Annotated in this window: 14 protein-coding genes; 6 read left to right on the top strand and 8 right to left on the bottom strand. The window is 73.6% G+C overall.

Annotated elements, in window-relative coordinates:
- Positions 1-67: 67 nt before the first annotated feature.
- Positions 68-802: an alpha/beta fold hydrolase gene (locus AC0QU1_RS12035; protein ID WP_483569583.1), complete on the bottom strand. Its 735-nt coding sequence runs from the start codon at positions 800-802 to the stop codon at positions 68-70.
- Between the two features lie 131 nt (positions 803-933).
- On the opposite strand from AC0QU1_RS12035, the gene AC0QU1_RS12040 reads away from it, so the two are divergent.
- Positions 934-1176, top strand: a complete 243-nt coding sequence (locus AC0QU1_RS12040) for a hypothetical protein (RefSeq protein ID WP_483569584.1) — start codon at positions 934-936, stop codon at positions 1174-1176.
- 207 nt (positions 1177-1383) lie between these two features.
- On the opposite strand, the gene AC0QU1_RS12045 is transcribed toward AC0QU1_RS12040, so the two are convergent.
- Complete coding sequence (locus AC0QU1_RS12045; RefSeq protein WP_483569585.1) at positions 1384-2223, bottom strand: DUF899 family protein; 840 nt, start codon at positions 2221-2223, stop codon at positions 1384-1386.
- Between the two features lie 213 nt (positions 2224-2436).
- A complete protein-coding gene (locus AC0QU1_RS12050; protein ID WP_483569586.1) occupies positions 2437-2796 on the bottom strand; it encodes a GntR family transcriptional regulator in 360 nt (119 codons plus the stop codon).
- Between the two features lie 128 nt (positions 2797-2924).
- Here AC0QU1_RS12050 and AC0QU1_RS12055 point away from each other — a divergent pair, with 128 nt between their 5' ends.
- Positions 2925-3932 carry a peptidoglycan recognition protein family protein gene (locus AC0QU1_RS12055; protein ID WP_483569587.1) on the top strand — a complete coding sequence of 336 codons (1008 nt, stop codon included), beginning with the start codon at positions 2925-2927 and terminating at the stop codon, positions 3930-3932.
- 131 nt (positions 3933-4063) lie between these two features.
- Entirely contained in the window at positions 4064-5551 is a 1488-nt protein-coding gene (locus AC0QU1_RS12060; protein WP_483569588.1) for a hypothetical protein, read from the top strand.
- Here the strand turns inward: AC0QU1_RS12060 and AC0QU1_RS12065 are convergent.
- The gene (locus AC0QU1_RS12065; RefSeq protein WP_483569589.1) at positions 5545-6561 is read right to left on the bottom strand and encodes a hypothetical protein; all 1017 of its coding nucleotides are present in this window, start codon (positions 6559-6561) and stop codon (positions 5545-5547) included. The genes AC0QU1_RS12060 and AC0QU1_RS12065 overlap by 7 nt on opposite strands.
- Positions 6562-6685: 124 nt before the next feature.
- A complete protein-coding gene (locus AC0QU1_RS12070; RefSeq protein WP_483569590.1) occupies positions 6686-8053 on the bottom strand; it encodes an FAD/NAD(P)-binding protein in 1368 nt (455 codons plus the stop codon).
- Between the two features lie 200 nt (positions 8054-8253).
- Between AC0QU1_RS12070 and AC0QU1_RS12075 the strand changes: the two genes are divergently transcribed.
- Positions 8254-9489 (top strand): cytochrome P450 family protein, encoded by a 1236-nt coding sequence (locus tag AC0QU1_RS12075; RefSeq protein WP_483569591.1) that lies wholly within the window; start codon positions 8254-8256, stop codon positions 9487-9489.
- 8 nt (positions 9490-9497) lie between these two features.
- On the opposite strand, the gene AC0QU1_RS12080 is transcribed toward AC0QU1_RS12075, so the two are convergent.
- Positions 9498-10124 (bottom strand): hypothetical protein, encoded by a 627-nt coding sequence (locus AC0QU1_RS12080; protein WP_483569592.1) that lies wholly within the window; start codon positions 10122-10124, stop codon positions 9498-9500.
- A gap of 77 nt (positions 10125-10201) precedes the next feature.
- Here AC0QU1_RS12080 and AC0QU1_RS12085 point away from each other — a divergent pair, with 77 nt between their 5' ends.
- Positions 10202-10738: a DUF1990 domain-containing protein gene (locus AC0QU1_RS12085; protein WP_483569593.1), complete on the top strand. Its 537-nt coding sequence runs from the start codon at positions 10202-10204 to the stop codon at positions 10736-10738.
- 285 nt (positions 10739-11023) lie between these two features.
- Here the strand turns inward: AC0QU1_RS12085 and AC0QU1_RS12090 are convergent, their stop codons facing one another.
- On the bottom strand, positions 11024-11779 hold the full coding sequence (locus tag AC0QU1_RS12090) for an alpha/beta fold hydrolase (RefSeq protein ID WP_483569594.1): 756 nt from the start codon (positions 11777-11779) through the stop codon (positions 11024-11026).
- Positions 11780-11861: 82 nt separating this feature from the next.
- Between AC0QU1_RS12090 and AC0QU1_RS12095 the strand changes: the two genes are divergently transcribed.
- Positions 11862-12107: a hypothetical protein gene (locus AC0QU1_RS12095; protein WP_483569595.1), complete on the top strand. Its 246-nt coding sequence runs from the start codon at positions 11862-11864 to the stop codon at positions 12105-12107.
- A 25-nt stretch (positions 12108-12132) separates the two neighbouring features.
- Here the strand turns inward: AC0QU1_RS12095 and AC0QU1_RS12100 are convergent, their stop codons facing one another.
- Positions 12133-12939: a hypothetical protein gene (locus AC0QU1_RS12100; RefSeq protein WP_483569596.1), complete on the bottom strand. Its 807-nt coding sequence runs from the start codon at positions 12937-12939 to the stop codon at positions 12133-12135.
- Positions 12940-13111 lie beyond the last annotated feature (172 nt).

Below are 13111 nucleotides of genomic sequence, written 5' to 3' on the forward strand. Positions count from 1 at the left end.
CCGGTCGCGGGTCTTCGTCCAGGTGATCGGCCCGAGGCGCGCGGGTGAACGGGCCGTTGCGGCGCGGCTACCGGCGCAGGAATTCACCCACCGCCGCGAGGAACTCGGCGGGGGCCTCGTCGTGCACCATGTGGCCGACGGGGATCTCGACGAGCCGCCCGTCGGCGACGCCGTCGGCGAAGTCCTTGAGGTCCGCCTGGTCGACGGTGCTGGTCGGGCCGCCCGCAACGACGAGGACGGGCGCCTCGATCCGCAGCGCGTCGGCCCACCACGCCGGGTCTGGGTCGCTGCGCTCGGCGCGCACCGCGTTGACGAGCGGCCAGTCGAAGGGGACCGGGTGGTCCGGCTCGTCGAAGGGCTCGAACCGCGGCCCGCCCGGCCGGGGCGGCGTGGCGTCCTCCAGCACGAGCCGCGTCACCCGGCCGGGCGTCCTGGCGGTCAGGGCTGTGGTCAGGAGCGCGGCGGTCGCCGCCCCCATCGAGTGGCCGACGACGGCGAGGCCGCCCGGTGCCATCGTGTCGCAGAAGGCGAGGGCGTCGGCCGCCATCAGCTCGTAGCCGTACTCGCCGGGGCGGTCGCTGTCGCCATGGCCCCGGGCGTCGGGCGCGAGCGCGTGGTAGCCGAGGGCGGCCAGGTCGTCGAGCAGGGGATCCCAGGACAGCGAGCTCTCGCCGAGGGCGTGCAGCAGGAGCAGCGCGGGCGCGTCCGGGTCGCCGGCCTCGCGGTAGGCGAGGCGGAGGGGCGGTGCGCCGGCGGGCTGGATCTCGACGTGCTGGACCGGGTGCTGCGGTGCGGTGCTCACCCGCGCAAGTATGCCGAGCGGACGGCGCGCCGGACCGGGCCGGGAACAACACGCGGCGAAAATCCGCTGACCGCGTACGCGCCGGGCCGGTACGGTCGGCGTCGCTGACGCACCGGTCGGAGGTGAGACGCGTGAGCAGCAGCAAGAACCGCACCAAGGGTGGCCGCACGAAGGACGGTCTCCGGAAGGAGCGGGCCAGGTACCGGCACGCGCTCCCGGCCGAGGCGGTGCGGGAGCGCGCCGAGCACGCCCGCTCCGGCGCGGCCGGCGTGCACGACGACCAGCGTGCCCGGGCCTACCGGACCGGCGCCACCAACCGCGTGGGATCACGTTCGGCGCGGGTCCGCGCCGCGATCCGCGCTGACTTGCACTGAGCGGACTTGCACTGAGCGGACCGGCGCCGGGCGGGCCTGCGCCGGGCGGGGCTGGTTGGCCCTACGGCGCTGACTTCGGTCCACTGCACTCGGGTGACGTCGAGTTCGGTCCGTTGTCTCGAGATCGGTCCATCGATTGACCGATCTCGAGGCAGCCGACCGAACTCGACGTGCCGGCTCGGCAAGGGACCGAAGTCGCGAGCCGGTTCAGTGGTGGTGCTGGGCGCCCGCCGCCACCGGCGTCGCGCCCGGGCGGGTCCACTGGATCGTCGGGCGGCCGCCGGTCCAGCCGTTACCCGCGCCGTCCTCGTGCGACCGCCAGAACCAGCCGGCGGCCTTGCCCTCCGGCCAGCCTTCCGGAGTGTCCTGCCAGGCCTCCATGCGCCCCCGCGGCGTCATGTCGAGCAGGCCGAGGGCGGGCATCGTCACCTCGCAGCCGCGACCGGTCACCGAGTTGGTGAGGAACACCCGGTCGCCCTGGCGCAGGAAGCACACCCAGGTGCCGAAGTCGTCCCCGCTCACGACGTCGTCGGCCACGTCGAACACGGAGTACCAGTGCTTCGGGTACCCCATGAACTCGACGAACGGCTCCAGCTCCGGGTACGGCGCCTTGGCGAACACCGCGAACGACACCCCGCGCGCCGTCAGGTAGGCCGGGTCCTGCACGGCCCAGTAGGTCAGGGTGCAGCCCTCGCACTGGTTCTCGAACGGCTGGCCGAGGTGCCACATGTGCTTGTAGACCACCAGCTCCTCCCGCCCGTCGAACAGGTCGAGCAGCGTGGTCGGGCCGTCCGGTCCGACGACGGTGATGCTCCCGTCGACCTCCGTCATCGGCAGCCGGCGTCGGGCCGCCGCGATCGCGTCGCCCTCGTGCGTGTGCGCCTTCTCGCGCACCAGCAGCTCGTCGCGGGCGGCCTGCCAGGCAGCACGGTCGACGACGGGCGGGACGGCGGCGTCGGGCGCGACGGCGTGCGCCGTGGCGGAGGTGTGGGGCGCGACCGCGGTCGGGCGTACCTGCTCCGGGTGGTTCTCGTGGGTCGTGGTCATGATGTTCTCCTCGTGGTCGGCGCGGCTGTTCAAGGGCTTGTCCGACCAACCCTTGAACCAGTACCGACGACCGACCGCGACGAGGGTCATCGGTCGGCCGTCACCACTACGACGAACGACCCGCCCGAAGAACGACAGCCGATCGGACATCGGCTCGCAACCCTCACGGAGCTGTGCCGTTGCCGACTCCGAACCACCTGTCCGAGGATCCGATTAGCGCAGCGCCGCCGCCACGATCTCCAGCGCCTCGGACCGGCTCATGCCCAGCGCATGGATCGTCTGCGCGTACTGCACCGCGGCGGTCTGGGCGAGCGCGAGGCGCTGGTCGCCGGCCGCGCTGACGAAGGTGCCGGCCCGGCCGCGCGTCTCGACCAGCCCGGCCCCCTCCAGCTCGCGGTACGCGCGCGCCACGGTGTTGACCGCTATGCCGAGCTCGGCTGCCAGGGCGCGCACCGTCGGGAGGCGGGTGCCGACCGGGAGCGTCCGGTCCGCCATCTGCTGGGCGAGCGCGGTGCGCACCTGCTCGAACGGCGGCACGGGGGAGTCGGCGTCGATGCTGATCACGCCCGCCACAGTACAAGCGCGAAGGCCCACGCAAGGCGCAGCACCGCTGCGCGCCAGGGGTCGCCTTGCCCGGCGCGCGATGGTAGACATGGCTCAATGGCAGACATGTAGGACATATATGGAGCATTGGGGGCACCGTGGCCGAGGCGTACGAGATCAAGGACGACGACGGGACCGTGCTGGAGGTTCTCGCCGCCGACGAGGAACCGCCGGGCGAGGCCGACGGCGAAGGGCCGGCCGAGCCGGACTACGACGTCGAGCCGACCGCCGCGGTGAGCATCGCATCGCGCGCCTCCTGGGGCGCCCGCTACCCGAACGGGGACCTGACGCTGACCGACCTCGCCGTCGAGGTGTTCGTGCACCACTCGGTCACGGCACAGCTTCCCGCCAGCGCGAGCATCGCCGCCGAGGCGGAGCAGATGCGGGCGCTGGAGAGCATCGGCCAGACCCGGTTCGGCACCGGCATCTCCTACAACGTGGTCATCTTCCCGTCCGGCCGGGCGTACCAGGGCGTGAGCTGGAACCGCCGCGGCACCCACACCGGCGGGCGCAACAGCACCTCGCGCTCCATCTGCTTCGCCGGCAACTACGAGACCAACCGCCCCACCGCCGCCCAGATCTCGAGCGCCTCCGCCATCTACCGCGCGGGCCGGCAGCGCTGGTGGATCCAGAGTGCACCGCTGCGCGGGCACCGCGACGTCTCGCAGACGGCGTGCCCCGGCCAGCACCTGTACTCCCGCATCGACGACATCCGCGAGGGCTCCGGATCCACCCCGCCGAGCCCGGGGGAGCCCGGCAACATCGCGGTGGACGGCTTCTGGGGTTCCGCCACCACCCGCCGCGTGCAGCAGGAGCTCGGCACCACCGTCGACGGCATCGTCTCGTCGCAGAGCGTGGCCTGGCGCGACAGCAACCCGGGCCTGACCACCGGCTGGCAGTGGGTCACCGACGCCCAGGGCTCTCGCATGATGGCCGCCCTCCAGCGCCGCATCGGGATGGCCGCCGACGACCGCGACGGCAAGATCGGCCCGCAGACCATCCGCGCCCTCCAGCGCTACCTGGGCACACCGGTCGACGGCGTCATCTCGCGCGAGTCCCGCGCCGTGATGGCACTGCAGCGGCGCCTGAACGCGGGCCGCATCTGAGCAGGCGGCCCTCGAACCGGCCCGGCACCTGAGCCGGGTCGGTTCGAAACACCCCGCGGACGATCGGCAGAATGCCCACCACGTGACATTCTGCCGATGGTCCGCGGGTGATCGTGGTTAGTCTCGCGTCCATGACCGACGACGCCCAGCGCCCTGCCCCTGACCGCACCTCGCGCGCGGGTTCCTCCTCCGACCGTCCCTTGCCGGCCCCCATCCCGCTCGGCCGCGCTCCCCGTCCCGCCGACGGCGCCGACCTCGCCGCCCGCATCCGCGCGGCGCTCGCGGACGAGCTCGGCGACCAGGTCACAGGGCTCGACCGGGCGTCGATCACCGCGGAGCTCGACGGCGCCGACGTGGCGTCGGCCGACGTCGACCTGTCGGGCGTCGTCGTCCGCCTCTCTGGCCCGCCGGGAGCCGCGGGCACACCGGGAACCGCCGGCGCGTCGAGAACCACGGGTTGGTCGGGAGCGGCCGGCACGGGAGCGCCGGAGCGCACCACGACGCCGGGCAGCGCCACGTCGGGTGGCAGCATGCTGAACACGCCGGGCGGCAGCACGCTGAACAGGACCACCCTGGGCAGGAGTGTTCCCGGCGGCAGCACGCCAGGCGGCAGCACATCGGTATATCCGAGCGAAGCGGCACCGGCACATCCGAGCGGAGCGGCACCGGCGCGTCCGGCTGACGCGGCAGCCGCGCGTCCGGCTGACGCGGGAGCCGCACGTCCGGCCGGTGCGGCGCCCGACGCCGCGCACCGCTGGACTCCCGAGATCGTGCGACGCGAGCCGGGAATCCTGCGCCGCCTGCGCTTCGATGCCCACCAGCTCGTCGCGGTGGACCTGCCCGTCGACCTCACCGCCGAGCTCGAAGGCCTGCCGTTCGAGTGGGTCGAAGGCGCGGACGGCCGGGTCGGCATCCAGCCGGTCGAGCCCACCGCCGAGCGCCCGGTCACGGGACACGCCCGCGTCGCCGTCGACAAGGCCGGCCTGGTCGCGACGGCCCGCGGCCTGCTGACCGTCGTCCTGCAGCAGCAGGGGATCACGCTGACCGGGCTGGACGTGGACGTCGTGTCGCAGGGCCCGCGCGCCGCGACGCTCCGGGTCGACGCCGCGATCAAGCGGGGCATGTTTCTCTCGGCCGGGGTGCAGGCGACGGCGTCGGTCAGCGTCGACGCGAACCTGGTGCTCGCGGTCCGCGACGTACAGCTCGCGAGCGGCAACCCGCTGGTCGCCGCGCTGCTGGGCACCGTGCGGGGCCGGGTCGAGGCGGCGACCCGCCGGGACATCAACCTCGCCGAGCGCCTGCCGGACGGCGTCCGGCTCGCCGACGTCCACCTGGAGGCGGGCGAGCAGCTGGCCGTGACCGGCCCGCCTGTCCTGACCCCGTCGCACAACGGCTCCTGGAGGGCCACCATGACCGTCAACCTGAACTTGAGGGTCCCCAACCCTCGACCTGCACTTGAGCCCCAGTGCCCGGGCGAGTGGTCGGCAAAGTGTCAGGTGATCGGTATTCCGAGCTACCGATCACCTGACACTTTGCCGACCACCTGCTGCCCAGCTCTGCCTGCCCGCGCCGGCCCGCAGGGTCAGCGCGAGGCAGGGCTCAGGAGGGGCTCTCAGTAGGGGTTGTTCACGTACGTGCGGTTCAGGGGCTCCGGGATGCGGAAGTAGTTGGCCGACAGCCCCGCCGGGTCGGTGGCGAGGGCGCCGCGGCCCGGGCCGTCGTCGCCGTCGTCCCAGCCCCATGGCGCGTTGGCGGAGTTCTGGGTGCAGGAGATGCCGCCGTCGCCGCAGCTCCCCGAGCCGTCGCCCGCGAAGGTGCCGTGGCTCGCGAAGAGCTGGGTGTTGGCGCGCTGCGCCCAGAGCCCGCCGGACGCGTGGATGTCCACGAGCCGGTAGGACACGTTGCGGTCGTCCGGGTGCTCCGGCACCTCGGCGCGGCCGGCCGGGTAGTAGATGACGCCGTCGCCCACGATGTCGTAGCCGCCGCGCGCCTTGAGGCCGTGGCCCTTGGCCTCCTGCGCGGTGACGGGGTGGGCCAGGCCGTCAGTCGGGTTGGTCGCCATCGGCAGCGTGCCGTCGATGGTCTCCGCGCCGGCGCCCCACGTGCTGCCCGACGGCGTGTACGAGTAGAAGTTGGTGTGCGCGACGGTGACGGCGCCGCGCAGCACGCCGTACGTCGAGCCGTCCTTCTGGACGGCCACCATGACGCCCTCGGCGTCGTTCTCGTGCTCGGTGTCGAAGATCGAGTCCGACCAGTCGCGCGGGTGGAAGAACATGTAGGTGACGAACCAGTGGGTCGCCGTCTCCATGACTGAGTAGTACGCGGTGGCCGCCAGCGTGCGGCTGCCGGTGTTCTCCCAGTTGTTGCGTGCGTTGAGGTCGCCGTCGAAGTCGTACGCCGTGATGTAGTCCGAGCGGCCGCCCAGGGCGTTGGTGCCGGTCTGGTCCACGTCCTGGTAGTGGATGGGCGCCCAGCGCTGGGCGATGTCGGCGTTGCTCGCGGCCGCGGCGCCGGCTGTGGCAGTGGCCGCCGGCCCCGCCGCGGCGGAGCCCGCTGCCGCGATGCCCAGGGCGACCGCTGCCGCTGTCGTCCCCAGGGCCAGCTTCAGTGTTCGTGCAGGTCCAGGCATGTCTTCCTCGTCCCGATCGTTCCGAAAGGTGGCGACGTTCGACGGAAGACTTCACCCGCGTCATTGCCGTTCGGCAACGAACACATGGCACTGGGATGACGATTTGTAATGACGATTTGTCCGTTTATCGGGGTGCCGAGGACGGGCGGCCGAGCAGGTCGTCCGCCAGGCGGGCGGCCTGACGGCGCAGGTCCGGCACCGAGGTGCACTCCCACTCCAGCCCGCGCCGCGCCAGGCCCATGGCCCGCAGCCGCGGGTGGCCGACGCCGGCGGCGTCGACGAGCGCGGCGTCGGGCGTCAGGTCGAGCCCCGTGCCGAGCCGGTGGGGCCGCATCAGGCCGCGCGCGACGAGGGCGTCCACGAGGGGGTTCCAGCCGGCCGAGGTCAGGGACGGCAGCCCCGTGGCGCCGACGACGAGGTCGAACGCCCCGGTGTCCCACCGCCCGCCCGTGCCTGTGGCACCCCGGACCCGGCCGACCGTGCCGACCGTGAGCACGCCGTCGGCCACGAGCCGGTCCACGTGCGTGCGCATCGCGTGCGACATGCGGTGCCGCACGTTCTCCCAGGAGCGCGCGTGCCGGTGCTGGAACGTCGCCTGCTCGTGCGCGCTGAGCCGCGCCCAGACGGGGTTGACCTGCGGGCGGACGGCGTCGATCACGGCGCGCCAGTCGCGTCCCGCTCGGCGTTCGACGACGATGCGGCGGCGGACCCGGTCGAGGGTCCGGGCGAGCCCGGCGCCGTCGCCGAGATCCACCGTCACGGTCGGCGGCAACGGGTCGGCGGCGTGCGCGGCGGGCAGCGCGCCGCCGCGGGACACGGCGGTGAACCGTGCGCCGGGCAGCACGTCGTGCAGGTGCGCGACGACGTCGAGCGTGGTCAGGCCCGTGCCCACGACGAGGACCCTGCGTGCACCCGCCGCACGGTCGTCGAGGTCGGGCGACCACGGGTCGGCGACGTACCGCTCGCCCCACGGCTCGTACTCGGGCAGCCGCACGGGCGGTGGGGTACCCAGCGCCAGGACGGCGGCGTCGGCGCGCAGCGTGCCGCCGTCGGCCAGGGTGAGGACGACGGGCCCGGTCTCACTGCCCGGCCCGACGGCGCCGTCCGGCCCGTCCTGAAGGTCGACCACCGTGCCGCGCACGTGCCGCACGCCGCTGCCGTCCGGCACCGGGACCGACGGCAGCAGCTCGGTGAGATACCGCCCGAAGTCGGCGCGCTGCAGGAACGTGCCGGGCTCAGCGGGCACGCCGGCCGAGGCGCACCAGCGCAGCAGGTGCTCCGGGTCGTCGTCGAAGGCGCTGAGCCGGGCGACCACCGCGTTGAGCGTGTGCCGGGGGTCCGTGGTCCGGTAGGGGAGGCCGCGCCCCGGCGTCCGCGCCGGGTCGACGAGCAGCACGCGCACGGGGCGCGATGGCGACGCGGCGCGCAGCAGGTGGGCCGCGAGGATGACGCCGGCGGCGCCGCCTCCGACGACGGCGATGGTCCGCTGCATGCTCGGGCGCTCCGTTCGGCGGGTCGGCTCCGCCCTTCGGCGGCGCCCGGGTCCGGCTGCCCGGGCGAAACCCGATCATAACGGTAGGCATTGGCCGCGGACCGGGCGTACCGGACTTTCCGTTACACGGCGTCGGACATGCGATACGTTCCGATCACGATCACGTGGTGCGCGCTTCGGCACGCGGAGAGCCGGGAAGTATGACCGCTACGACGACCACCCACGCGGAGCGTCTGGCCGACCTGGACGACCTGACCCCCCTCACCGAGACGACCAGGAGCAACGATCCCGCGCAGGTGTACGAGCGGCTGCGGGCACAGTGGGGCAACGTGGCACCCGTTCTCGTGGAGCCCGGCGTGCGGGCCTGGCTCGTCCTCGGGCACCGCGAGCTTGCCACGGTGCTGCGCAACGAGGGTCTGTACTCGCGCGACTCGCGGAACTGGGGCCTGGTCGCGGACGGCAGCGTGGACCCGGGCAGTGGCATCGGTGCGATCCTGGCCCCGCGCGACAGCGTCTACTACGTGGACGGGAGGCGGCACCGGCACCTGCGGCGCCTCATCGACGACGCGTTCGAGGGGTTCGACGAGCACCGCCTGGCGGTCATCGTCCGGCAGTGGTGCGAGACCACGCTGGACCGGGTGGCGGCCAGGGGCGAGGCCGATCTCGTGGGGGAGTACGCGTGGGCCGTCCCGCTGCTCGCGATGTCGACGATGTTCGGGCTCGGTCCGGAGGAGGCGCTCGCCATGCTCGGCCACACGCGCCGGATCTTCCGGGCCAGGGGCGTCGAGGGCGCCGAGGCGCTCAAGGCGCAGAAGAGCCTCATCGTGGGCCTGGTCGCCCGGCGCCGTGCGCGGCCGTCGGACGACATGACGTCGGCGATCCTGCGCCACCCGAGCAGCCCCACCGACGAGGACGTGCAGAGCGCGGTCTCCACGATGCTGGTCCTGGGCACCGAGTTCGAGGTCGCGTGGATCACGCAGGCGCTGCGGCTGCGGCTGACGGACCCGCGGTTCGACGGGCGCAGCGGTGGCCTGCTGTCGGCGTCGGACACGCTGGAGGCCGTGCTCGGCTCGATCCCGCCCGCGAGCAACACGGGCCCGCGGTTCGCGCTGGCCGACACCGTGCTCGGCGGGCGCAAGATCTGGGCGGGCGACGCCGTCGTGCCGGGCATCCTTGGCGCGAGCGCGGAGTCGCGGGCGTTCAGCGACGACCTCTGGCTCGAGCCCGGCAACCTGTCCTACCTGACGTGGGGCGCCGGCCCGCACGCCTGCCCCGTGCGGCGCCCGGCCCGGGTGATCGCGCAGGTGGCGGTCGAGGTCGCGGTGCGCCGCCTCGGCGGCGTGGCGCTCACGGTCCCGGCCGGGTCGCTGCAGGCGATCGGGACCCTGTGGTCGTCGATGCCGGGGGAGCTTCCGGTCCGGTTCGAGGTGGAGTGACTCGAGCGTCAGAAGCCGAGGACCAGCGCGACCACGGCGAGCAGCCCGGCGGCGCCCGCGCCGATCCAGGCGATCAGGAGGTGCCTGCCGGTGCGCTCGACGGCGGCGTCGAACTGCGTCCGGAGGGCCTCGAACTCCTGGTGGGCGGCCTCGATCTCGGCGCGGGCGGCCTGAAGCTGCGTGTCGGCCCGCGCCGCGGTGGCCCGGGCGGTGGCGACCTCGGCGCGGGCGGCCGCTGCCTCGTGACGGGCCGCTTCCGCCTCCGCACGCGCCGCGACGGCATCGGCCCGGGCGGCGGCCGCCTCGGACCCGGCATGGTCGGCCGTCGCGAGCGCGGCCGAGGCGAGCGCGGCGCCGTTGTCGGGGTACTGAGCCTCCGGGGCGGTGCCGTCCTCCTGGGGGCTTGCCGGGAGCAAGGCCTGGGTCACCTGCCCGTGCGCGCCCGCCGACGGGACCGGCGCCGCAGCGCGGCCAAAGGGCTCGGCGCGCGAGAGCTGGTTCTGCACCTCGGCCTTGAGGTCGGACAGGAACGGCTTGAGCCCACGGCCCTTGCGCTCCTTGGCGGACGCGTGCCGGGGGACACCGCCGGGCTGGATCGGGGCGTCGAAAGCGCTCGGGTCGTGTTCGGTCGCCATGGGTGAGAAAGGTACACGGGTCAGTGGGCGTCGCGGCCGGTCGCGTCCGCCCGTGTCCCGGCCGGTACGGTGCGGTCATGCAGCTCACCCGGCCCGATCTTCCACGGATCCTGGCGCGCTACGCAGCCGAGGAGCCGGTTGGCGACCTCGGCTGGCTGACCACACCACCCCCGCGCAGCCGGGTGCTGCGCGAGCGGGTCGAGCTCGGCCCCGGCGCGTCGTTCGAGGCGGTTGCCGACGCACTGTTCGGCTGGGACCTCCACCGCGGCGCCGGGCTAACCATCGCCGCCAGCGGGCCCGCGGAGGTCGGCGTCACCGTGGTGCAGGCCGTACGGGTCGGCCCGCTCTGGTTCACCGCCCCGTGCCGGGTGGTCGACGTCGTCCGGCTGCCGGACGAAGCGGGCTTCACCTACGCGACGCTGCCGCACCATCCGGAGACCGGCGTGGAGACCTTCCGCGTGCTGCGCGACGGCGACGGCCTCGCCTTCGAGGTGCACGCCGCGGCCCGGCACGACTTCTGGGGCTCCCGGATCCTGCCGCGCGTGGCCCACCGGGTCCAGGACCGGGTCACGCGCGGCTACCTGACGACGGCGCGAGCGGTCTCGCGGGCCTGACGACGGCGCGAGCACCTCGCGGGCTGATGTCTGACGACCTCAGGCTCACAACATCCGACATCACGCGACGTACCGGGCATCACCAGCTCAAACGGACGACACCAGCGTCACCGGACAATCTCGCTGCCGGCGAACCGCAACGTACGCGTCGCCGCCGTCGTCGAACCGAAGGCTACGTGTGCTCCAGGTCGCCGATCGACACGCAACCGTCGGTTCGGCGGCGAGGAGCACACGTAACCTTCGGCTCGGCGACGGCGGCGAGGCAGCCCCAGTTCGTTGGCTTGCCTAGTTCGCCGGCTCCGTCAGGAAGTCCTCGATCAGCGCCGTGACCTCGTCCGGGCGTTCCAGGTTCGGCAGGTGTCCGGCCCAGCCGAGCTGGGTGTGCTTCGCGCCGGGGATACGGCCGGCCAGGTGGTTGGCCACGGCGCGGAAGTGGTCGAGGTCCTGGCCGCCGGAAACGATCAGGCAGCGCGCCGTGACGGCCTCGAGGTCGATGTCGGGTCCGGCCCCCTGGTGGATGTCCTGCCCGGCGCCGAACTGGACCTCGAAGGCGTGCCGCTGCATGGTGCGCACCAGCTCGCGGGCGTCGTCGTCGGCGTCGGGCCCGAGCCAGGTGGCGACGTTGAGCTCTGTGGCGCCGTCGAGGTCGCCGGCCTCGAGCAGCGCGTCCTCGCGCCGGGCGAACCGCTGCAGGGAGCGGGTGGCGGGCAGGGCGAGGGCGGAGTTCAGCAGCACGAGGTGCGACACGAGGTCGGGCCACTCGGAGGCGACCTGGAGCGCCACGTTGCCGCCGGACGAGGCCCCGACGATCGCCACCGGGCGCTCGCCCAGCGAGCCGAGCAGTGCCTTGACGTCGCCCGCGTTGTCGTACGGCTCGCTGGTCAGGGGCGTGTCGCCGTAGCCGCGCAGGTCGCACCGGATGACGCGGTGGTGCCGGGCCAGTGGGGCCCGCTGCGGGTCCCACATGCGGGAGTCGGCGACGCCCGCATGCAGGAGCAGGACCGCCGGGCCCGACCCCGTGACGTCGTGGCTGAGGATCATCCGCCGACCGTATCGGTGGCGGCGGAGCAGTGGCCAACGCATTCGGTGGACTCCAGCCTGGGCGACGGGTAGACTCGAACACATGTACGAATCAACGGAAGGTCAGGCGCTCGGCCCACCGGGCGCGTACGCGGTCCAGTCCTCGGTCGACGTGGCGTTCGCGGCGCTGCTCGACGAGGTGTTCACCAGCCCCCGGGTCACGTACCCGCTGGTGGGGGAGTCGCCCCTGCGCTACGGCGGGCACGGCGGCGGCCGGCACGGTCACGGGAAGCGGCACCGGCGCTTCGTGCTGCGCGCCGGTGCCGATCTCGACGATCCGTCCTGGTGACCCCACCCGAGCGGTCCCGCGCCGGCTACATCACGACCGCTACCACCGCGGCCACCAGGGCCAGCGCGATGCCGACCCAGGCGAACGTGGTGGCCGTGGCCGCCTTCTTCGCGGCGGCGTCCGCTGCCTCACGGGCGGCCGACGCCGCGGTCGTCGCCGAGTCGACGGCCGCCCGGGCCGCGTCGGCGACGGCGCGTGCGGCGTCGAGGTCGGTGCGGAGCGTCTCGGCGGTCGAGGTGAGCTCGTCGATCCGGCCCTGGAGCCGCTCGGCCTCCTCGCGGGCCGAGGTCGCGGCCTGCTCGACCGAACCGGCCAGCCCGGCCGCCGTCTTCTCCTGCGCGCCACCCTGCTTCGCGACCAGCTCGCGCAGCTCAGCGCCCTGATCCTTGAGGGCGACCGTCAGCTCGGCGCGGACCTCCTCGGCGGTCAGCGGCTTCTCGGGCCGCGCGAGGTAGGCGTCCGCCCAGGTCCGGCGCGACCGGCTCTTGCCGGACTTGCCGGCGCCCTCGACGACGGCGTCCTTCTCCTCGTCGGTCAGGCGGTCGAGCGCCTCGGCCGCCGCCTTGACCGCCGGCGGCGTCTCGACGGGCGCCTTGGCCCCCTTGGGCGTCTCCTTGGGCGTCTCCTTGGGCGTCTCTTGGGGTGTCATCGGTGTCTTGGCCCCCTTGGGTGCCGCGGCGGCTGCCACGGGCGCGGCGTAGTCGGCGTCCTCGCTCTCGCTGGACGCGGACTCCGGGATCTTGATGGGCTTGGTCAACAGAGCCCGTAGGCGGTCCATCCGCTCGGTGTTGTCGCCGCCCTCGGGCTGAGGTGCGTCGCTGTCACTGCTCATGGGGGAAACGTACAGCTCTGCCCGATCTAGGTCGACTACCTGGGGCGAGTGGCGTCGGTACCCGTGTGGATGATTCGCCGTCGAGGGCTCCGTGGCCGAGGGCCGGTTCCGAGGCCGAGGTGTGGCGCGTTTTTGACGTGCCGTTGAGTTGTTCATTTACCAGACATTGTGG

This window comes from Promicromonospora noduliphila (genome assembly GCF_056951025.1).

What these genes read in the sequence shown, in the direction of transcription:
- AC0QU1_RS12045 (WP_483569585.1), bottom strand. Translation starts at nt 2,223, where the DNA reads ATGACCACGACCCACGAGAACCACCCGGAGCAGGTACGCCCGACCGCG.
- AC0QU1_RS12060 (WP_483569588.1), top strand. Translation starts at nt 4,064, where the DNA reads ATGACCGACGACGCCCAGCGCCCTGCCCCTGACCGCACCTCGCGCGCG.
- AC0QU1_RS12065 (WP_483569589.1), bottom strand. Translation starts at nt 6,561, where the DNA reads ATGCCTGGACCTGCACGAACACTGAAGCTGGCCCTGGGGACGACAGCG.
- AC0QU1_RS12070 (WP_483569590.1), bottom strand. Translation starts at nt 8,053, where the DNA reads ATGCAGCGGACCATCGCCGTCGTCGGAGGCGGCGCCGCCGGCGTCATC.
- AC0QU1_RS12075 (WP_483569591.1), top strand. Translation starts at nt 8,254, where the DNA reads ATGACCGCTACGACGACCACCCACGCGGAGCGTCTGGCCGACCTGGAC.
- AC0QU1_RS12080 (WP_483569592.1), bottom strand. Translation starts at nt 10,124, where the DNA reads ATGGCGACCGAACACGACCCGAGCGCTTTCGACGCCCCGATCCAGCCC.
- AC0QU1_RS12085 (WP_483569593.1), top strand. Translation starts at nt 10,202, where the DNA reads ATGCAGCTCACCCGGCCCGATCTTCCACGGATCCTGGCGCGCTACGCA.
- AC0QU1_RS12090 (WP_483569594.1), bottom strand. Translation starts at nt 11,779, where the DNA reads ATGATCCTCAGCCACGACGTCACGGGGTCGGGCCCGGCGGTCCTGCTC.
- AC0QU1_RS12095 (WP_483569595.1), top strand. Translation starts at nt 11,862, where the DNA reads ATGTACGAATCAACGGAAGGTCAGGCGCTCGGCCCACCGGGCGCGTAC.
- AC0QU1_RS12100 (WP_483569596.1), bottom strand. Translation starts at nt 12,939, where the DNA reads ATGAGCAGTGACAGCGACGCACCTCAGCCCGAGGGCGGCGACAACACC.